17 protein-coding genes are annotated in these 20,545 nt (G+C 70.4%); 9 read left to right on the plus strand and 8 right to left on the minus strand.

What is annotated here, in order from left to right:
- Positions 1-443: amidase family protein (locus ITI46_RS23530; protein WP_247746467.1), on the plus strand; the 443-nt coding region annotated here is incomplete at its 5' end.
- Positions 443-997 (plus strand): hypothetical protein, encoded by a 555-nt coding sequence (locus ITI46_RS23535; RefSeq protein WP_209241711.1) that lies wholly within the window; start codon positions 443-445, stop codon positions 995-997. The genes ITI46_RS23530 and ITI46_RS23535, both read left to right, overlap by 1 nt.
- A gap of 49 nt (positions 998-1,046) precedes the next feature.
- Here ITI46_RS23535 and ITI46_RS23540 read toward each other — a convergent pair whose 3' ends face one another.
- The 4 genes from ITI46_RS23540 to rpsA all read right to left on the minus strand — a co-directional run bounded on the left by ITI46_RS23540 (position 1,047) and on the right by rpsA (position 5,019).
- On the minus strand, positions 1,047-1,442 hold the full coding sequence (locus ITI46_RS23540) for a tetratricopeptide repeat protein (protein WP_372452049.1): 396 nt from the start codon (positions 1,440-1,442) through the stop codon (positions 1,047-1,049).
- 199 nt (positions 1,443-1,641) lie between these two features.
- On the minus strand, positions 1,642-2,238 hold the full coding sequence (gene coaE / locus ITI46_RS23545; RefSeq protein WP_209241712.1) for a dephospho-CoA kinase: 597 nt from the start codon (positions 2,236-2,238) through the stop codon (positions 1,642-1,644).
- 50 nt (positions 2,239-2,288) lie between these two features.
- Positions 2,289-3,242 carry a proteasome assembly chaperone family protein gene (locus ITI46_RS23550; protein WP_209241726.1) on the minus strand — a complete coding sequence of 318 codons (954 nt, stop codon included), beginning with the start codon at positions 3,240-3,242 and terminating at the stop codon, positions 2,289-2,291.
- Positions 3,243-3,492: 250 nt separating this feature from the next.
- The gene (rpsA, locus tag ITI46_RS23555; RefSeq protein ID WP_209241713.1) at positions 3,493-5,019 is read right to left on the minus strand and encodes a 30S ribosomal protein S1; all 1,527 of its coding nucleotides are present in this window, start codon (positions 5,017-5,019) and stop codon (positions 3,493-3,495) included.
- Between the two features lie 406 nt (positions 5,020-5,425).
- Between rpsA and ITI46_RS23560 the strand changes: the two genes are divergently transcribed.
- Positions 5,426-6,304: a class I SAM-dependent methyltransferase gene (locus ITI46_RS23560; RefSeq protein WP_209241714.1), complete on the plus strand. Its 879-nt coding sequence runs from the start codon at positions 5,426-5,428 to the stop codon at positions 6,302-6,304.
- Positions 6,305-6,360: 56 nt separating this feature from the next.
- Here the strand turns inward: ITI46_RS23560 and pgfA are convergent, their stop codons facing one another.
- The 4 genes from pgfA to polA all read right to left on the minus strand — a co-directional run bounded on the left by pgfA (position 6,361) and on the right by polA (position 12,330).
- Complete coding sequence (pgfA, locus tag ITI46_RS23565) at positions 6,361-7,302, minus strand: cell envelope lipid trafficking protein PgfA (protein ID WP_209241715.1); 942 nt, start codon at positions 7,300-7,302, stop codon at positions 6,361-6,363.
- 17 nt (positions 7,303-7,319) lie between these two features.
- Positions 7,320-7,454, minus strand: a complete 135-nt coding sequence (locus tag ITI46_RS23570; protein ID WP_209241716.1) for an SPW_0924 family protein — start codon at positions 7,452-7,454, stop codon at positions 7,320-7,322.
- Positions 7,455-7,684: 230 nt separating this feature from the next.
- Positions 7,685-9,385 (minus strand): lytic transglycosylase domain-containing protein, encoded by a 1,701-nt coding sequence (locus ITI46_RS23575; RefSeq protein ID WP_209241717.1) that lies wholly within the window; start codon positions 9,383-9,385, stop codon positions 7,685-7,687.
- 278 nt (positions 9,386-9,663) lie between these two features.
- Positions 9,664-12,330 (minus strand): DNA polymerase I, encoded by a 2,667-nt coding sequence (gene polA, locus ITI46_RS23580; protein WP_247746468.1) that lies wholly within the window; start codon positions 12,328-12,330, stop codon positions 9,664-9,666.
- A gap of 243 nt (positions 12,331-12,573) precedes the next feature.
- On the opposite strand from polA, the gene ITI46_RS23585 reads away from it, so the two are divergent.
- The 6 genes from ITI46_RS23585 to ITI46_RS23610 all read left to right on the plus strand — a co-directional run bounded on the left by ITI46_RS23585 (position 12,574) and on the right by ITI46_RS23610 (position 20,507).
- Complete coding sequence (locus ITI46_RS23585; RefSeq protein ID WP_209241719.1) at positions 12,574-14,850, plus strand: FdhF/YdeP family oxidoreductase; 2,277 nt, start codon at positions 12,574-12,576, stop codon at positions 14,848-14,850.
- Positions 14,851-14,912: 62 nt separating this feature from the next.
- Positions 14,913-15,365, plus strand: coding sequence for a PaaI family thioesterase (locus ITI46_RS23590; RefSeq protein WP_209241720.1), 453 nt, complete (start codon positions 14,913-14,915; stop codon positions 15,363-15,365).
- Positions 15,366-15,508: 143 nt separating this feature from the next.
- A complete protein-coding gene (locus ITI46_RS23595) occupies positions 15,509-16,084 on the plus strand; it encodes a hypothetical protein (RefSeq protein ID WP_209241721.1) in 576 nt (191 codons plus the stop codon).
- A gap of 296 nt (positions 16,085-16,380) precedes the next feature.
- Positions 16,381-17,622: a branched-chain amino acid ABC transporter substrate-binding protein gene (locus ITI46_RS23600; RefSeq protein WP_209241722.1), complete on the plus strand. Its 1,242-nt coding sequence runs from the start codon at positions 16,381-16,383 to the stop codon at positions 17,620-17,622.
- Between the two features lie 96 nt (positions 17,623-17,718).
- Positions 17,719-18,648 (plus strand): branched-chain amino acid ABC transporter permease, encoded by a 930-nt coding sequence (locus tag ITI46_RS23605; protein WP_209241723.1) that lies wholly within the window; start codon positions 17,719-17,721, stop codon positions 18,646-18,648.
- A gap of 5 nt (positions 18,649-18,653) precedes the next feature.
- Positions 18,654-20,507 (plus strand): branched-chain amino acid ABC transporter permease, encoded by a 1,854-nt coding sequence (locus tag ITI46_RS23610; protein ID WP_209241724.1) that lies wholly within the window; start codon positions 18,654-18,656, stop codon positions 20,505-20,507.
- The last annotated feature ends 38 nt before the right edge of the window (positions 20,508-20,545 follow it).

Consider the following 20,545-nt stretch of genomic DNA (forward strand, 5'->3'; position numbering starts at 1 on the left):
CCCCCACCCCCATCCGGCTGCCGGACCCCGCCGACTGCTGGCAGACGCTCCGCGCAACCCCCTTCGACGCAGCAGACCGCAACACAGCAGACGGCAACACAGCAGTCCGCGAGCCGGCCGCTCGCACCGCCGCGGCCCTCACCACCGCCACAGCCCTCACCGCCGAACTGGACCGCGTCTTCAACGAGGTGGACCTGATCGCCACTCCGACCACCCCCAATCCCCCACACGGCCACGACGGACCGGGAGACACCATGAGCGTGGCCCTCACCTGGGCGTTCAACATCACCGGGCACCCGGCGCTCAGCGTCCCCGCAGGGCTGACCGCCGACGGTGAACCGGTGGGCCTGCAGCTGGTGGCCCCGCACGGCCGCGAAGCCGATCTCCTGGCGGTCGCGGCGGCAGCCGAGGCCGCGGCAGCCGGCCCGGCGGGGGCCCGCTGATGGCTACCGACGAGGCGCGGCAGCGCCCGCTGCTCATGCTGGACGTGGACGGTCCGCTGAACCCGTTCGCCGCGCGCCGGCCGCGCCGTCCACGCGGCTACCGCACCCACCGGATGCTGCCGCCCAGCTACGTGGCGCGGCGGGAGGCCGCCGGGCGGGAGGCGCATCCGCTGCGCGTCAGGCTGAAGGCCGCACACGGGGAACGGCTGCTGGGGCTGGGATACGACCTCGTCTGGGCGACCACCTGGGGTGCCGAGGCCAACGAGTACATCGGACCGCTGCTGGGACTGCCCCGGCTGCCGGTGGTCGAGTGGGGGGAGAAGATCGTCCCCGAACTGGACGGGCTGCTGTTCAAGACCCGGCACGTGGTGGCGTGGGCTGCCGGGCGGCCGTTCGCATGGGTGGACGACGCGCTGACCGCGAAGGAGCGCCGGTTCGTCGGCACCCACCATCCCGGGCCCGCCCTCCTCCACCACGTCGACCCCCGCCACGGGCTGCGCGAGGACGACTTCGCCGCGCTCGCCCGCTGGGCCGAGGAGCATACGCACGCGTAACGGCCGGGCCGGAGCTTCCGGCTCCGGCCCGGCTCCGGGCTCCGGCTGATCAGTTGCCGAGGTCCGTCGCCCCGGGCTCCGGCGGCTCGAAGCTGTCGAAGCCCGCGGCCTCCACGAAGTCCGGACGGGGGTTGAGCGCGGCGGCGAGCTTGAAGTGAGCGCGGGCCTCCTCGTCCCGCGAGGCCCGCTGCAGCGTACGGGCGAGCGCGAAGTGCGCGAACGCGTTGTCGGGCTCGCGCTCCAGCACCCACTGGAACTCCTGCTCGGCCGACTGGAGCCGGGCCTGAAGGAAGTACGCACGCGCGCGCAGCAGGCGGGCGCCCCGGTGGTCGGGGTGCTCTTCGATCACGTTGTCCAGAAGGTCGACCGCACCGCGCGGGTCCCGCGCTTCCAGCAGCTGCTCCGCCGCGCGGAACTGGATGAGGTTCGTCTCGGCGCTCGTCACAACACTGCCCTTCGTTCGGCTCTCGCCTCGGCACAACATCGGACTGCCCATGACCATTCCCCGGGCACCCACCGAGGGCTGGGGAGCATATGCCCCGCGCACGGGCCGAGCGAACGAAAATCGGCCCGGCGGGGCCCCGCGCCGCATCGGGCAGCCGCAGATCAGCAGTGGAACCGCAGGCCAGCAGGGGAACCGCGGCTCAACCGTGCAGCTGCTGCCAGACCTCACGTACCCGGGGCGCCAGCTTTTCCAGTGGGCCGTCGTTGTCGATCACGATGTCGGCGACGGCCAGCCGCTCCTCGCGGCTCGCCTGTGCGGCCATCCGGGCCCGCGCCTCCTCCTCGGCCATGCCCCGCAGCCGCACCAGCCGGTCGAGCCGGGTCTCCGGCGCCGCGTCCACGACGACGACCTTGTCGTAGAGCGGGGCGAGGCCGTTCTCTGCCAGCAGTGGTACGTCGTGCACGACGACCGCGTCCTCGTCGGCGTCGCGGGCAGCGCGCTCCAGCTCGGCGGAGCGCTCACCCACCAGCGGGTGGACGATGGCGTTCAGCGCGGCCAGCCGCTCGGGGTCGGCGAAGACGAGGGAGCCCAGGCGCGGCCGGTCGAGGCTGCCGTCCGGCGCCAGCACCTCCTCGCCGAACTCGGCGACGACCGCCGCCAGGCCCGGCGTACCCGGCTCCACGACCTCGCGTGCGATCCGGTCCGCGTCGACGACGACCGCTCCGCACTCGGCGAACAGCCGTGACACCTCGCTCTTGCCCGAGCCGATCCCGCCCGTCAGGCCCACCTTCAGCATGCGCACACGCTATACGCCGTCCGCACAGGCCGTCCGCGCGGCGCCGGCAGTCAGTCCGGCTGCCCGCCCTCTGAGCCGGGGCCCTGCTGGCTCTCCCGGTCGGCGAGGAACTGCTCGAACACGGCGCCGAGCTCCTCGGCGGAGGGCAGCTCGTTCGGCTCGGCCACCAGGTTGCCGCGCGTCTCGGCGCCCGCCACCGCGTCGTACTGCTGTTCAAGGCCGCGGACGACCGACACCAGCTCCTCGTCGCCCTCGGCCAGCTGCCGCTCGATCTCGTTCTGCGTCCGCAGCGCCTCCGTACGCAGCGCGTGCGCCACCTGCGGAAGGACCAGCCCCGTCGCGGACGTGATCGCCTCGGTGACGACCAGCGCGGCGTCGGGGTACGTCGAGCGCGCGATGTAGTGCGGGACGTGGGCGACGACGCCGAGTACGTCGTGACCGCTCTCCGCCAGCCGCAGCTCGGTCAGCGCCGAGGCGCTGCCCGGGACCTGCGCCTCGTCGAAGACGGCCCGCTGGCCCGGCACCAGGTCGGTGCGGTTGCCGTGCGGGGTGAGGCCCACGGGGCGGGTGTGGGGGACGCCCATGGGGATGCCGTGGAAGGTGACGGACAGCCTGGCCCGCACCCGGTCCACGATCTCGCAGACCGCGGCCGTGAAGCCCTCCCACTCGTTGTCCGGCTCGGGCCCGGACAGCAGCAGGAACGGCGCGTCCGTCGCGTCCCGCATCAGCCGCAGCTCCAGCCGGGGCGTCTCGTACGACACCCAGCGGTCACGGCGGAAGGTCATCATCGGGCGGCGTGCGCGGTAGTCGAGCAGCCGGTCGACGTCGAAGCGGGCCACGGTGAGGTACGGCTGGGTCTCCAGCAGTCGCTCCACGATCTGCTCGCCTGTGTCACCGGCGTCCATGAAGCCCTCGAAGTGGTACAGCATCACCAGTCCGGCGCTGTCCGGTTCCCCGATGATCGCGTCGACGGCTTCGAGCCCGGCCTGATCCCACGCGTACATAGCTTCCCGCTTGTGTGCCATGCCTCTCTCAACGCCGGTGCCCCTACGAGGCATTCCCCGCCGCTGGCGGACCCGCCACCGTTTGCGCCGCGACCGGAAGCGGGTGCCGGGCGGAAGAGGGGGCTCGGCAGTGGAGGGGCGCTCGGCGACACGCAGTTCCCGGAGGGCACCTCGGCCCTGAAAAGGGGCGAGGCCCGCACCCCTGAGGGGCGCGGGCCTCGATTTCGGCTTACGCCGCTGTGGCGAGAGGTCAGCTCTGGCCGCCGGCCAGCTTCTCGCGGAGCGCGGCAAGCGCCTCGTCCGAGGCCAGCGCACCGGAGTCCTCGTCCGAGCCCTCGGACGAGTAGGAGCCGCCGCCCTGGCCGCCGCCGGCACCGCCGCCGCCCTGCGGGGCACCGGCGCCGCCGCCGGCCGCACCCTCGGCCGCGGCCTGCTCGTCGGCCTCGCGGGACTTGATGACCTGCGCCTGGTGCTGCTCGAAGCGGGCCTGCGCCTCGGCGTACTGGCGCTCCCACTCCTCGCGCTGCTTCTCGTAGCCCGGCAGCCAGTCGTTGGCCTCCGGGTCGAAGCCCTCGGGGTAGATGTAGTTGCCCTGGTCGTCGTAGGAGGCGGCCATGCCGTAGAGCGTCGGGTCGAACTCGACGGCCGTCGGGTCCGCACCGAAGGACTCGTTGGCCTGCTTCAGCGAGAGGCTGATGCGGCGGCGCTCCAGGTCGATGTCGATGACCTTGACGAAGATCTCGTCGTTGACCTGGACGACCTGCTCCGGGATCTCCACGTGGCGCTCGGCCAGCTCGGAGATGTGGACCAGACCCTCGATGCCCTCGTCCACGCGGACGAACGCACCGAACGGCACCAGCTTGGTGACCTTGCCGGGCACGACCTGGCCGATCTGGTGGGTACGGGCGAACTGCTGCCACGGGTCTTCCTGGGTCGCCTTGAGCGACAGGGAGACGCGCTCGCGGTCCATGTCGACGTCCAGGACCTCGACCGTGACCTCCTGGCCGACCTCGACGACCTCGGAGGGGTGGTCGATGTGCTTCCAGGACAGCTCGGAGACGTGGACCAGACCGTCGACGCCACCCAGGTCCACGAAGGCACCGAAGTTGACGATCGAGGAGACGACGCCGGAGCGGACCTGACCCTTCTGGAGGGTGGTGAGGAAGGTCTGGCGGACCTCGGACTGGGTCTGCTCCAGCCAGGCGCGGCGGGACAGGACCACGTTGTTGCGGTTCTTGTCCAGCTCGATGATCTTGGCCTCGAGCTCCTTGCCGACGTACGGCTGGAGGTCGCGGACGCGGCGCATCTCGACCAGGGAGGCCGGGAGGAAGCCGCGCAGGCCGATGTCGAGGATGAGGCCACCCTTGACGACCTCGATGACGGTACCGGTGACGATGCCGTCCTCTTCCTTGATCTTCTCGATGGTGCCCCAGGCACGCTCGTACTGGGCGCGCTTCTTCGAGAGGATCAGGCGCCCTTCCTTGTCCTCCTTCTGGAGAACCAGGGCCTCGATCTCGTCACCGACGGCGACGACCTCGTTCGGGTCGACGTCGTGCTTGATCGACAGCTCTCGGGAAGGGATGACACCTTCGGTCTTGTAACCGATGTCGAGCAGGACCTCGTCCCGGTCGACCTTCACGATGACGCCGTCGACGATGTCGCCGTCGTTGAAGTACTTGATCGTCTCGTCGATCGCGGCGAGGAAGGCTTCCTCGGAACCGATGTCGTTGACCGCAACCTGCGGAGTGGTGGCGGAAGTCTCGGTGCTGCTCGTCATGTGGGAAAGGGTCTCCGGTACGGACATGAAGTCGTAGGTACTGCTACGCCGAGGACCCTTTGATCGCACCACACATGCAAGTCAGCCGGAGAGCCTGGAAAGCCGGGAACCCGAGGGGACATACTTGCCGATGCGAGCGCGGCCTGCTCCGTCCGAGGCACGCAGGCCCGCAGCGCAACTTGTAGCATACGGGGGCCGCTGGGCATGGTCAATGCGCGAAAGAGCACACCTGGGATGCAACCTCCCATACCCGGCAGAACTCGCCGCTCCGCCAGGTCAGATGGCCCTTCTCCGGGGGCACCACCCGGCCCACGACTGGCGGAGTTGTGCCCGCGGTGTTCGCCGGGGACCCCCGGACCGACGCCGACCGAGAGTGCGGCTGACCGAGAGTACGGCTACTGACGCAATGGAACAAAAGCACGAGGACGGCGGGGGTGTCCACCCCCTGACACACGGTGATCACAACGGCGGCCCCGCCGACGCCGAGGCCGTGCGGCGTCCGGCCGGCGGCCGGGAGAGCAGCCGGGCCAGCCGTGGCTGGTGGGACCGGAACGCGGACGAGTACCAGAACGACCACGGCGACTTCCTCGGCGACGCCCGCTTCGTCTGGGGCCCCGAGGGCCTGGACGAGGCCACGGCCGGCCTGCTGGGTCCCGCAGGGGAGCTGCGCGGGCTGGACGTGCTGGAGGTGGGCGCCGGGGCCGCGCAGTGCTCCCGGTGGCTGGCGGCCCAGGGCGCGCGCCCTGTCGCCCTCGACCTGGCGCACCGGCAGCTGCAGCACGCGCTGCGGATCGGCGACGGGCAGGGCGGCGAGCTGGGGTTTCCGCTGGTGGAGGCGGACGCGAGGGCGCTGCCGTTCGCGGACGGGTCCTTCGACCTCGCCTGTTCGGCGTACGGCGCGATCCCGTTCGTGGCCGATCCTGAACGCGTGTTCGCCGAGGTGGCCCGGGTGCTGCGCCCCGGGGGCCGGTGGGTCTTCTCGCTGACCCACCCGCTGCGCTGGTCCCTGGCGGACGAGCCCGGCTCCGACGGGCTGACGGTGCTCGCCTCCTACTTCGACCGCACGCCGTATGTGGAGCAGGACGCCGCGGGGCGTACGGTGTACGTGGAGCACCACCGGACCCTGGGGGACCGGGTGCGGGAGCTGGTCGGCGCCGGCTTCCGGCTCGACGACCTGGTCGAGCCGGAATGGCCCGAGTGGAACCAGCACGTCTGGGGCGGCTGGTCACCGCTGCGTGGCCGGCTGGTGCCCGGGACCGCCATTTTCGTGTGCACGCGCGCGTGAGCACCCGGCGGAACGCGCCCCCCCGTAAGGCCAGTCCGGCGGGACGGCACGCGACCCTAGGTGCCGCGGCGGGTGCGGGCCTCCAGGGTGAGCGAGGCGGCCAGTAGGACGCCGCCCAGGGTGAGGAAGCCCCAGGGCAGATAGGCGGTCATCAGCAGAACGAGCTGCCGCTGGGAGGAGACGAGGTCCACCGTCGCGTCCTGGTAGTCCGGGCGCATCTTCACATGCCCGGCGAAGGCGGTGAGCGGCTTCTTGCCCGGCTTGTCCTTCCAGCGCATCTCCTCCTTGTGGATCTCCTGACCGTCCACGGGTGCCCCGGTGGCCGGCTCCACCCAGAACATCCGTTTGGTGGTGTACCAGCGCTCCAGGCCGATCTGTTCGACGGTCTCGGGGGTGGCGCCCAGGGCCAGCTTCTTGGGGACCGGGACCTTGGTCCAGGGGATGGTCTGCTCGAAGTAGTAGGTCTCGATGCCGCGGACGGTGCGGGTGCCCTTGTAGTGGATGGGCGCCGAGGTGCGGGTCTGGAAGTCGAAGTAGGCGTAGTCGCGCTTCTCGGTCAGGAACGGCCACTTGTACTCGATGCCCTGGCGGCGCACCGGCTCGCCGTCGACGTGTTCGCCGCCCGCGTGCACCGGTTCCTGGGAGTGAGCGTCGAATACGTAGCGTTCGGGGATGCGCGAGACGAGCTTCCCCTTGTCGTCGGCCACATAGCTGAGGGTGTCCCAGACGACGACGTCGCGGCCCGTACGCTCCTTGACCTTCTTCGCCGCCCGCACATTGCCCTTCAGGGTCTGCACGATGCTGACCTTGGGCACCTTCTTCGACTTCATGGTGGCGTAGTCGAGGAGAGTGGCGTTCTTCGCCTCAAGGACCATGTCCTGGTACTGGCTCGGCGGGACCTTCGCCAGGCGGGGAAAGGCGTACCAGCGGATCAGGGGCGAGAGCGCGGCGAAGAACACCGCGAGGGCCAGGAGGATCAGGCTCGCTCTCCTGCGCATGCTGTCTCCTGCCGCTGCTAGGGGTGTGCGGGGACGGTGGTGTGCAGGGGCTTCTTCGAGGTCTCGCCGGGCGGGGCGCCGATCGCGGTGACTGCGAGGACGAGCGCGAACGCGGCGGCCAGTCCGATCCCGGCGGCGATGAGGGCACGCATGCGCTGGCTTCACCTCTTCCGGTGGCCGTCCGACTGCGGGCGGGGGGGGGGAGGCGGACCTGACGCCCCGTCAATTCCCGCGCACGGTAGCAACGCCCGCGTGGGATGGGAACCGTGCGATCCGTCATTCCGGTCCTGGGCCGCCCCCAGCGCCCTCGCACAGCGGACCGCCCCCGGAGCGGGCACGCTCCGGGGGCGGTCGAGGACCCTGCGGGGCCCGCGGCGGGCGCTCAGCCCTTGATGGTGAGCTGGATCTTGAGGGTGGCTCCGCCGTCGGCCTTCAGGGTCAGGGTGTAGGTGCCGGGCTGGTCGTCGGCGAAGAGGTCGGGGAGCTTGACGACGCCGTTGGCGTCCGTCTTGAGGCCCGCGAGGCTGCGGACGGGCTTGCCGTCCTCGTCCTTGAAGTACGGGCCCTTGGCCGTGTCGTCGAGCGCCGCCGTCAGGGTGGTGCCGGCGACGGGCTTGCCCTTGCGGGTGGCCTTGACCTCGACGGCCTGGGCGAACTTCGCGTTCTTGTCGGCCTCCAGCGCGACATCGCTGGTGCGGGCCAGCTTGTCGGCCTGCGGCGCGGTGACCGAGGCGGCGAAGTCGACGGTGCCCAGGTCCTTGCCGGGAGCCGTCGCGCGCACCGTGAAGGAGCCGGTCCTGCTGCCGGCCGAGAGGGTGGGCGCCGTGGCCACGCCGTCCGCGTTCGTGGTGACGTCCGCGGTCCTGGCGCCGCCCTCGAACGTCGCGTCGGTCTCGCCGCGGATCTCGAAACGGACCTTGACGCCCTTGACGCCCGTGCCCTTGGACGTCTCGGCCTTGACCGCGGGGCGCGCTGCGAACTTCTCGCCTGCGACCGCGGTGAAGTCCTTGGCGCCGACCCGCTCGATGGCGTGCGGCTTTGCCGGCTCGGGGCTGGGGCTCGGGCTGGGGTTCTCGTGACCGCCGCCGCCCTCGTTGCCGCCACCGCCGTTGCCGGGCCTGCCGGGCTTGTTGCTGTGGTGACCGCCGCCCTTGCCGGGGCCCTTTCCGCCGCGACCCGGCGAGCCCTTGTCCGGGCCGCCGCCCGGCTCACGCACGCCGGGTGCGGTGGGCAGCAGCGAGCCGTCGCCGTCCGGCACCGCGTGGGTGCCCTTGCGGTAGTACTCGTACCAGGCCAGAACAGTGCGCAGATAGTCGCTGGAGTTGTTGTAGCTGAGGATCGCGCTGTCCAGCCCTGCGCTGGTCGACAGATCGCGGCCGCCCGCGCACAGGTAGTCGCCCGCTGCGAGTGCGGCGTCGTGGACGTTGTTGGGGTCCTTGCGGCCGTCGCCGTTGCCGTCGGCGCCCCAGCGGTTCCAGGTGGAGGGGATGAACTGCAAGGGGCCGACCGCGCGGTCGTAGCTGGAGTCGCTGTCCCACCGGCCGCCGTCGGTGTCCTTGATGTTCGCGAAGCCCTCCCCGTTGAGCACCGGGCCGAGGATGGGGCGCAGCGTCGTACCGTCCTTGTCGACGGCCCCGCCGCGGGCGTGCCCCGACTCGACCTTGCCGATGCCCGCGAGGAGTTCCCAGCGCAGGCCGCAGCCCGGCGTGCGGGAGGCGAGCGACTTGGCGGCCTTCTTGTACGCGGCCAGCACCGAGGCCGGGATGCCGGACTTGTCGCCCGAGCCGCCGGGCTCCGAAGTGCCGGGCGGGTGCGGGGACTCCAGCGGCGGCAGCTCCGTCTCGTAGCTGTCGTCGCCCGGCGCCGGGTCGCCCGCGGCGCCCGAGCGTCCGTTGTGGTGATCGCCGCCGAGCTCCACTCCCGGTGCCTGGGATGCGGTCAGCGCGGCCATGACGACGGCCGCGATCGCGGTGCCGCCCAGGCCCCTGCGGTATCTCGTGCTGCGAAGCCCGCTGCGACGCCGGTGTCCCGCCGCTGCGGTGGCTGCCCGCTGTGCGGCGTGCCTGCCCCGGTTTCGCGCCATAGGTAGTCCCCGTCCTCTCCCCTTCGGACGCAATCACCGTGACCTTACGGCAGAGCCGTGCCCCAAGTCAGCGGCCATCGGCCACTTCTGGCGCTTCTGACCCGCTTTCGCGGCCGGTTTTCCCGGTGTTTGCCCCACTTTTCCGCAACGTTCCCCGGACGAACGCCCGTTGGCAACGCCCGCTACGCCCCACTGGGCGCCCGGACGTTGCTGTCCGACTCAGCAGACGCCCGGGTCCGCCGGGACGGTTTCAGCACCCGGCGGATTCCCGGCCGGGTTCAGTGTGCTGCGGACTCCCAGTCGAGCCCGACGCCGACGGACACATCCAGCGGTGCCCGCAGCGAGACGGCGGTGGACATCTCGGAGCGGACCAGCTTCTCGACCTCTTCCCGCTCCCCCGGTGCGATCTCCAGCACGATCTCGTCGTGCACCTGGAGCAGCATCCGGGAGCGCAGCTGAGCCGCCCGCAGCGCCGCGTCGACCTTGAGCATGGCGACCTTGACGATGTCGGCCGCGGTGCCCTGGATCGGTGCGTTGAGCGCCATCCGCTCGGCCATCTCGCGGCGCTGCCGGTGGTCGCTGGTCAGGTCGGGCAGATAGCGGCGGCGGCCCATGATCGTGTGCGTGTAGCCGGTGGCGCGGGCCTCCTCGACGGTGCGGCGCAGATAGTCCCGCACCCCGCCGAAGCGCTCGAAGTAGGTGTCCATCAGCTTCTTCGCCTCGTCCGGGGTGATGCCCAGCTGCTGCGAGAGGCCGAACGCCGAGAGCCCGTACGCCAGTCCGTATGACATCGCCTTGATCTTGCGGCGCATCTCCGGGTCGACTGCGGTCTTCTCGACGCTGAAGACCTGCGCCGCCACCGTGTCGTGCAGATCCTCGCCCGAGGTGAACGCCTCGATCAGGCCCTCGTCCTCCGACAGGTGGGCCATCACCCGCAGCTCGATCTGGCTGTAGTCGGCCGTCATCAGCGACTCGAAGCCCTCGCCGACGCGGAAGCCACGGCGGATGGCGCGGCCCTCGTCCGTACGGATCGGGATGTTCTGCAGGTTCGGGTCGGTGGAGGAGAGCCGGCCGGTGGCGGCGACCGTCTGGTTGAACGTGGTGTGGATCCGGCCGTCAGGGGCGATCGTCTTGATCAGGCCCTCGACGGTGGTGCGCAGCTTCTGCTGCTCGCGGTAGCGCAGCATGATCACCGGCAGCTCGTGGTCGGTCTGGGCCGCCAGCCAGGCCAGCGCGTCCGCGTCCGTCGTATAGCCCGTCTTCGTCTTCTTCGTCTTGGGCAGGCCCAGCTCGCCGAAGAGGACCTCCTGGAGCTGCTTGGGCGAGCCCAGGTTGAACTCGTGGCCCACCGAGGCGTGCGCCTCGCCGACCGCCTGCTGCACCGCGTCGGCGAACTGCTGCTCGAGGCCGGTGAACCACTCGCGGTTCGCCGCGATGCCGGCGCGTTCCATCCGGGCGAGCACCTCGGAGGTCGGCAGCTCCAGCTCGCGCAGCAGATCGGCGGCGCCCACCTGTTCGAGGCGCTCCTCGAAGGCGCCGCCCAGGTCGAGGATGGTGCGGGCCTTGACCATGAGGGCCTGCGCCTCGGCCTGCTCGTCCACCCCGAGCGCCAGCTGCCCGTCCGCCTCGGCGGTGGGGCCCAGCTCACGGCCCAGATACTCCACCGACAGCGCGTCCAGCGCGAAGGAGCGACGGCCCGGCTTGTCCAGGTAGGCGGCGAGTGCGGTGTCCATCCAGACGCCGTCCACCTGCCAGCCGTGGTCGGCGAAGACCCGCATCAGCGCCTTCGCGTCGTGCATCACCTTGCGGCGTCCTGCGTCGGCGAGCCAGGCGGCGAACGCCTGCTCGTCGCCCTCGGTCAGCTCAGCGGGGTCGAACCGGACGGCGGGACCTGCGCCGGTGGCCAGTGCGATCTCGCTGACGCTGCCGCTGCCCTGCTTCCACACGTCGACCGTGGCCACCCCGAGCGTGGCGGCGCCGTGCTGCTCCAGCCAGGGGGCGAGCTCACCGGCTCCCGCGACGGCGCCGTCCACCTCGATGCCCTCGGCGGTGGGGGGCTCCTCGGCCTCCGCTGCGGTGCCCGGGTCCACGGCGAAGAGGCGGTCGCGGAAGTTCTGGTGGCGGAACTCCAGGGTGTCCAGGATGACGGCGAGCGCTTCGCGGTCGTACGGAGCGCGCACCAGGTCCTCGGGGCGGTCCGGCAGCGCCACGTCGCGGACCAGCTCGGTCAGCCGGCGGTTGAGCAGGACGGACTCCAGGTGGGCGCGGAGATTGTCGCCGGCCTTGCCCTTGACCTCATCCACCCGCTCGGCCAGCTCGGCGAGGGAGCCGAACTGGTTGATCCACTTGGTGGCCGTCTTCTCCCCTACCCCGGGGATGCCCGGCAGGTTGTCGGACGGGTCGCCGCGCAGCGCGGCGAAGTCGGGATACTGCTCAGGGGAGAGGCCGTACTTCTCGTACACCTTCTCGGGGGTGAAGCGCGTCAGCTCCGAGACGCCCTTGGTCGGATACAGCACCGTGACGTTGTCGCTGACGAGCTGGAAGGTGTCCCGGTCACCGGTGACGATCGACACGTGGAAGCCCTCGGCCTCGGCCTGGGTGGCGAGCGTGGCGATCACGTCGTCCGCCTCATAGCCGTCGATCGCGTAGCGGCGGACCTGCATGGCGTCCAGCAGCTCGCCGATCAGCTCGACCTGGCCCTTGAACTCGTCGGGGCTCTTGGAGCGGTTCGCCTTGTAGTCGGCGAACTGCTCGGAGCGCCAGGTCTTGCGGGAGACGTCGAAGGCGACGGCGAAGTGGGTGGGGGCCTCGTCACGCAGGGTGTTCGCGAGCATCGACGTGAAGCCGTAGATCGCGTTGGTTGGCTGGCCCGTGGTGGTGTTGAAGTTCTCCGCCGGGAGCGCGAAGAATGCCCGGTATGCCAGGGAATGCCCGTCCATGAGCATCAGGCGGGGCTGCGCCTCGCCGCCGCCCCCCGCCTTCGGGGTTGCCTTTGGTGCCGTCTTCGATGCTGCCTTCTTAGCCACGTGCCGATCCTCGCATGCGGGTCTGACAATGCGGGGGCAGCTTGCGCCGTGCCCGGTCTGCCGTGCCCGGTCTCCCGTCGCCTCCGGCGGGGCGGAGGGTGGACGAAATCCGGTGGGGACACCCTGCCCACCAGGCCGGGATCGGTGGCACCATCAGGTGTTATGACGCGGAAGGCTCCCTCCACGGACCCGGTTCAGGACGCTCCCCAGGTGGGGGCGCCGGCACATGCTGCGGCGGGAGTGCCCGCCGTGGCGCACTCGCTGCGGGTTGCGCGGCAGCAGATGGGGGTGAAGCGGACCGCGCTCACGCTGCTGCGCGTCAACCAGAAGGACGGGTTCGACTGTCCGGGCTGCGCATGGCCCGAGGGTGACAAACGGCACGCGGCGGAGTTCTGCGAGAACGGCGCCAAGGCGGTCGCCGAGGAGGCGACCACCCGCCGGGTCACCCGCGACTTCTTCGCCGCGCACCCGGTGACCGACCTCGCCGAGCGGTCCGGGTACTGGCTGGGGCAGCAGGGGCGGCTGACCGAGCCGATGTATCTGCCCGAGGGCGGCGAACGGTACGAGCCGATCAGCTGGGACGACGCCTTCGCGCTGATCGCCGAGGAGCTGAAGGCGCTCACGTCACCCGATGAGGCGGTCTTCTACACCTCGGGCCGCACCAGCAACGAGGCCGCCTTCCTCTACCAGCTCTTCGCCCGCGAGTTCGGCACCAACAACCTGCCCGACTGCTCCAACATGTGCCACGAGTCCTCCGGCTCCGCACTGACCGAGACGCTCGGCGTCGGCAAGGGCAGCGTGCTGCTGGAGGACCTGTACCAGGCCGACCTGATCATCGTCGCCGGACAGAACCCGGGCACCAACCACCCGCGGATGCTCTCCGCTCTGGAGAAGGCCAAGGCGAACGGCGCGAAGATCATCACCGTCAATCCGCTGCCCGAGGCGGGCATGGAGCGGTTCAAGAACCCGCAGACCCCCAAGGGGCTGGCCGCGGGCGGCACCCCGCTGACCGATCTGTTCCTGCAGATCCGGCTCGGCGGCGACCAGGCGCTCTTCCGGGAGCTGAACCGCCTGATCCTGGAGCACGACGCCGTCGACGAGGACTTCGTACGGGAGTACACACACGGCTTCGAGGAGTTCGCGGCGGCCTGCACCGGCGACTGGGAGGCGACGCGGGCCGCCACCGGGCTGGAGCGCGGCGAGATCCAGCGCGCCCTGGACATGGTGCTGGCCTCGCGGCGCACCGTGGTGTGCTGGGCAATGGGACTCACCCAGCACAAGCACTCGGTGCCCACCATCCGCGAAGTGGTCAACTTCCTGCTGCTGCGCGGCCACATCGGCCGCCCCGGCGCCGGGGTGTGCCCGGTGCGCGGGCACAGCAATGTGCAGGGCGACCGCACGATGGGCATCTTCGAGCGCCCCGCGCCCGCGTTCCTGGACGCGCTCGAGCGCGAGTTCGGCTTCGCCCCGCCGCGCGAGCACGGCTACGACGTCGTACGGGCGATCCGCGCGATGCGGGACGGCCAGGTGAAGGTGTTCTTCGCGATGGGCGGCAACTTTGTGGCCGCCTCCCCCGACACCGAGGTCACCGAGGCGGCGATGCGCCGGGCGCGGCTGACCGTGCACGTGTCCACCAAGCTGAACCGCTCGCACTGTGTGACCGGCGCACGGGCGCTGATCCTGCCCACGCTGGGCCGCACCGAGCGGGACCGGCAGCGGGGCGGTGACCAGTTCGTCACCGTCGAGGACTCCATGGGCATGGTGCACGCCTCGCGCGGGCGGCTGGCCCCTGCCAGTGAGCAACTGCTGTCGGAGCCCGCGATCGTGGCCCGGCTGGCACGGGCCGTGCTGGGCGAGGCGACCGCCATCCCCTGGGAGGATTTCGAGGGGGACTACGGGCTGATCCGGGACCGTATCGCCCGTGTGGTGCCCGGCTTCGAGGACTTCAACGCCAAGGTGGCCAGGCCAGGAGGGTTCGCGCTGCCGCACGCTCCGCGCGACGAGCGGCGCTTCCCCACAGCCACGGGGAAGGCCAACTTCACTGCTGCGCCGGTGGAGTACCCCGAGCTGCCCGAAGGGCGGCTGCTGTTGCAGACGCTGCGCTCGCACGACCAGTACAACACCACCGTCTACGGGCTCGACGACCGCTACCGGGGCATCAAGAACGGCCGCCGTGTGGTGCTCGTCCACCCCGACGACGCGGCGGCCTGCGGGCTCGCCGACGGCTCGTACGCCGACCTGACCAGCGAATGGAGCGACGGGCGCGAGCGGGTCGCGCGCGGGTTCCGCGTCGTCCACTACCCGACCGCACGGGGCTGCGCCGCCGCGTACTACCCGGAGACCAATGTGCTCGTCCCGCTCGATGCGACGGCGGACACCAGCAACACCCCCGCCAGCAAGTCCATCGTGATCAGGCTCACTCCCTCAGCGGCGGAGTGACGCCCGGACGGGCTTAAGCTCGGACCGGCCGGTTGAACAGCGCATGATCGGAGCAGCGGCGCATGGGTGAGCAGACCACGACCAGGTTCCCGCAGGAGGTCCTGGACCAGTGGGCGGGTTCGGGCGTGGACCTGCCCGCGCTCTTCTCGGCCGGAAAGCTCGGCGAGCGGATGGGCCTGGACATCCTGGAGGCGGCGCCCGAGCGGGTGGTGGGCACGCTGCCCGTGGAGGGCAACACCCAGCCGTACGGGCTGCTGCACGGTGGAGCCTCCGCGGTGCTCGCGGAGACCCTGGGGTCGGTCGGCGCGATGCTGCACGGCGGCCCTGGGAGGGCCGCCGTTGGCGTGGACCTGAACTGCACTCACCATCGCGGGCCGCGTTCCGGGTTGGTGACGGGCGTCGCGACGCCGGTGCACCGGGGGCGGACGATGGCCAGCTACGAGGTGGTCATCACCGACGAGCAGGGGCGCCGGGTGTGTTCGGCCCGGCTCACCTGTCTGTTGCGGGACGCGTAAGTCGCTTGCGGGGGCCGGGGAAGGGGGTGCCCCTTTCCCCTCGTCGCTGGCTGCGGGTCGGCTGTGGCTGGTCGCGCAGTTCCCCGCGCCCCTTGAGAGGCAGCGCCCCTGACGGGGCGCCCGTCCAGCGCTAACGTCCCCGCATGGGGGACATTCTCAGTGGCGGTGGTGACAGGCCCGGGCTGTCCGAGCGGTGGGACGCGCTGCCGCGGCGTGGCCGGCAGTTGCTCGTCGCCCTCGTCGGCTGTGCCCTCCTCGCAGGGGCGGCGGTCTCAGTGCTGCCGGCCGGGCCCGGGAAGAGCCGGCCGGCGCATACGGCGCGGCACAAGGTGCCGTACCCGGTGCACAGTACGCGGATCGGTTTCGTACGCATCCTGGATGTGGACGCCAGGAACCGCAGCTTCCGGATCGAGTTGCGGGCGGTCACCAAGGACCCGGTGCTGGTGCGGCGGATCAGCCAGGAGTACCAGGCGCTGACCATGAAGCTCGACCCGGCGCAGGCCGTGATGGTGCGGCCGGAGCGGGCCGAGCCGGTGTGGGTGAGGGCGCGGGTCACCTCCTGCCGCGACCTGCCGGTACGGGCACGACTCCCCTTCCTGGACATCACGTTGCGCAACGCGCGCGCGTCACAGGACCTCAGCTTCATCCTCGGGGACCGCTACGCCCGGGCGCTCGACCGGGTGTTCCGCACGGTGTGCGGACCCTCTTCGCGGCGCTGACCGGCGACCTGCCGACCCAGCTGCGGCTTCGGGACGGGACAACTGCCCGCCGTCTCCCTCATATTGGACTGGTCGGTGTGAACCGGTCACCGGCCTGTTGGTTCCGTGACGGTGATAACAAGAGAGTCACATCATGGATCCGACATCTGCCCCATAGCACGGAAACGGTCATAGAGTCACCGCCAGTCCGCGCCGCCGGGCGCGCACGACAAGCACCGATCTGTACTGCCTGTACGGCCCGGCGCGCGATACGGCCCCTCACTCCCTGCGGGCCGGCCTTGGGGAAAGGACTGATCGTGCGTCATCGTTCCTTGCTCATACTCACCGCCACCGTCACCGTGGGAGCTCTCTCCCTGTCAGCGTGCGGCTCGCGCGACGGCAAGAGCGGCGGCGACAGCGGTGAGAAGACCACTGTCGTCATCGGCGTCGACGCCCCGCTCACCGGCGATCTGTCGGCGCTCGGCCAGGGCATCAAGAACTCCAGCGACCTGGCCGTCAAAACGGCCAACAAGAACGACGAGGTCAAGGGCGTCACCTTCAAACTGGAGTCCCTGGACGACCAGGCGCAGGCGGGCACCGGCCAGCAGAACGCCACCAAGCTGGTCGGCAACGACCAGGTCGTCGGCGTCGTCGGCCCCCTCAACTCGCACGTCGGCCAGTCCATGCAGAAGGTCTTCGGCAACGCCCACCTGGTGCAGGTCTCCCCCGCCAACACGGCCCCCGAGCTCAGCCAGGGCCCCAACTGGCAGAAGGGGCAGAAGAAGCGGCTGTTCGACACCTACTTCCGCACCTCCACCACCGACGCCGTTCAGGGCCCGTACGCCGCGCAGTACCTCTACAACAAGCGGAAGCTGAAGAAGGCGTACATCATCGACGACAAGAAGACCTACGGCGCGGGGCTGGCCGGCACCTTCACCGACGAGTTCAAGAAGCTCGGCGGCAAGGTCGTGGGCACCGATCACATCAACCCCGACGACCGTGACTTCTCCGCAGTCGGCACCAAAGTCGCCAAGTCCAAGGCCGACTTCGTCTACTACGGCGGCGAGTACCCGGCCGGCGCCCCGCTCAGCGCACAGATCACCAAGGCGGGTTCCAAGGCCCTGGTCGTCGGCGGTGACGCGCTCTACAGCGAGGAATACATCAAGCTCGGCAAGAAGAACGTCGAAGGCGACCTGGCCACCTCCGTCGGCGCCCCGCTGGAGACCCTCGACACCGCCAAGACGTTCATGAAGGACTACAAGGCGGCCGGCTACAAGCTGCCCTACGAGGCGTACGGCGGCTACTCCTACGACAGCACCTGGGCAATCATCCAGGCGGTCAAGGCAGTTGTGGAGAAGAACGACGGCAAGCTGCCCGACACCATCGACGACACCCGCAAGCAGATCACCGAAGCCATGCAGGACGTCAGGTTCGAGGGCGTCACCGGCGATGTCTCCTTCGACAAGTACGGCGACACCACCAACAAGCAGCTGTCCGTCTACGAGGTCAAGGACGGCAAGCACAAGCCCGTGAAGACCGGCACCTTCCAGGAAGGCTGATCCGCACCCACGCCCCGTTCCGGACCTCACCTCGGTTGCGCGGGGGCGCCGCACGCGCCCCCGCGCAACCGTATCGGACACACCCAAGGAGTCCCGGTGCAAGATCTGCCGGATCAGCTGGCGAACGGACTCGCACTCGGCGCGTTGTACGGCCTCATCGCGATCGGGTACACGATGGTCTACGGCATCGTCCAGCTCATCAACTTCGCCCACGGCGAGATATTCATGATCGGCGGCTTCGGCGCGCTGACCGCCTACCTGTGGCTGCCCGACGGCACACGGCTGGCTGTCGCCCTCCCCCTGATGATCCTGCTCGCCGTCGTATGCGCCGTACTCGTCGCCATCGGCGCCGAACGCTTCGCCTACCGGCCGCTGCGCGGCGGCCCCCGGCTCTCCCCGCTGATCACCGCGATCGGGCTGTCCCTCGCGCTCCAGCAGGCCGTCTGGGCCTTCTACCCCGACGCCAAGAAGGCCCGGCCCTTCCCGCAGATCGGCGGCGGCGACTTCGACCTCGGCTTCGTCACCGTCTCCCGCGAGGACCTGTTCATCTTCGTCTCCGCACCCGTGTGCATGCTCGCCCTCGGCCTGTTCGTCGCCAAGACCCGCACCGGACGCGCCATGCAGGCCACCTCGCAGGACCCGGACACCGCGAAACTGATGGGCGTCAACACCGACCGCATCATCGTGATGGCCTTCGCCATCGGCGCCGCGTTCGCCGCGATCGCCGCCATCGCCCAGGGCTTCAAAACCGGCGAGGTCAACTTCCGGATGGGCTTCATCGCCGGACTCAAAGCCTTCACCGCCGCCGTACTCGGCGGCATCGGCAACATCTACGGTGCCATGGTCGGCGGACTCGTCCTCGGCGTCGCCGAAGCCATGGCCACCGCCTACATCGGCGACATTCCAGGGCTCGAACAGTTCGGCGGCGGCTCCTGGAAGGACGTATGGGCGTTCATCCTGCTCATCCTCGTCCTCCTCGTACGACCCCAAGGCATCCTCGGCGAACGCCTCGCTGATCGGGCGTGATACCCATGACCACTCAGCACACCACCGCCGTCCAGGGCAGCGACCACCCGGCCGACGCCTCAGCGGCCACCCCCACCGCAGGACCCCCGCCGCTCCCGCTGGCCACCGACCCGCTCACCAGCCGCAAACGCGGCCGGGTCCTCGTCGGCACCGGGGCCGTCGTCGCCTTCGTGAGCACCATGCTCCCCTGGACCTGGACCGCCGAGTTCCCCGGCGACCTGACCGTCGCCATGTACCCGGCCGGGCTCCAGCTCCTCACCCTCGGCGCCGCCGTCCTCACCGCCGCGCTGCTGCTCGCCACCGCAGGCGTCCGCGGACTGCGGTGGCTCACCCCCGGCGGCAGACACAGCGCACTGCTGCTGATGACCCTCGGCAACCTCGGCGCCACCTGGTATACCGCCTCAGCCATCGCCGTCCAGCTCGGCGGCATCGTCAACTTCGAACCCGGCATGTGGGTCGGCTTCGCCGGCACCCTGCTGGCCGTCATCGGCGCCCTCGCGCTACCCGCCGACCTGCCCCACGAACCCCGGCCGGACCAGCAGCAACCCGGCGCCTGGAAACGGCTCGCCCACGCACTCAAAGCACCCCCACCCGGCACCGCAGCACCCATACCCGGCTGGGCCGAGATCCTGGTGCTCTGCGCCGCCTGCGCCGCCGGCCTCTACGTCTTCGCCTACGGCATCGAAGCCGAGGACGGCCCGCCCTTCATCGGATTCCTCGTACTGGCCGCCTTCGCCTTCCCCGCACTCGCCCGCGCCGGGCTGTCCCGGCGGCTGTCCGCACTGGCCGGCAAGAACCGCACCATCACCCTGGCCGCCGCCTTCGTCGCCGCACTGCTCTTCCCCCTCACCCAGAGCAACGAGGCCTACACCAACATCGCCGTCAGCGTGCTGATCTTCGCGACCGTCGCCCTCGGCCTCAACATGGTCGTCGGCCTCGCCGGCATCCTCGATCTGGGATACGTCGCGTTCCTCGGCGTCGGCGCCTACACCGCCGCGCTCGTCTCCGGAGCCGAGACCTCCTCCATCGGCCTCCATGTGCCCTTCTGGGCCGCCGTACTCATCGGCGCCGCCGTCGCCCTCGTCTTCGGACTGATCATCGGCTTCCCCTCACTGCGGCTGCACGGCGACTACCTCGCCATCGTCACCCTCGGCTTCGGAGAGATCTTCCGGATCTCCGTCCAGAACCTCGACGGCGACTCAGGACCCAACGTCACCAACGGACCCAACGGCATCCCCAACATCCCCGACCTGGAACTCTTCGGCTTCAACCTCGGCGAACCCCACACCCTCCTCGGCTTCGAACTCGGCCGCTTCGCCAACTACTACCTGCTGATGCTGGTCTTCACCGCCATCGTCGTCACCATCTTCCGGCGCTCCGACAACTCCCGCATCGGCCGCGCCTGGATCGCCATCCGCGAAGACGAAGTCGCAGCCCGCGCCATGGGCGTCAACGCCTTCCGGCTCAAACTCATGGCCTTCGCCCTCGGCGCCACCCTCGCCGGAATGGCCGGCACCGTCCTCGCCCACGTCGAGTTCTCCGTCACCCCCGAGTCGTACAAGTTCGTCCACACCGCGCCACCCAACTCCGCGTTCCTCCTCATCGCCGTCATCCTCGGCGGCATGGGCACCGTCAGCGGACCCCTCACCGGCGCCGCACTGCTCTACCTCATCCCGGCCAAGCTCCAGTTCATGGCCGACTACCAGCTGCTGCTCTTCGGTATCGCCCTCGTCCTGCTGATGCGCTTCCGGCCCGAGGGCCTCATCGCCGACCGCCGCAAACAGCTCGAATTCCGCGATACCGGACAACTCGACGTCCCCACAGCAGCCACCCCCGGCCTCGGCAAGACGGAGGCGTGAGACGAGATGACGACCACCACCACACCCGCCGAAGCCCC

The organism is Streptomyces oryzae (assembly GCF_017676365.1).
In the GTDB taxonomy this organism is placed as follows: Bacteria; Actinomycetota; Actinomycetes; order Streptomycetales; family Streptomycetaceae; genus Streptomyces; species Streptomyces oryzae.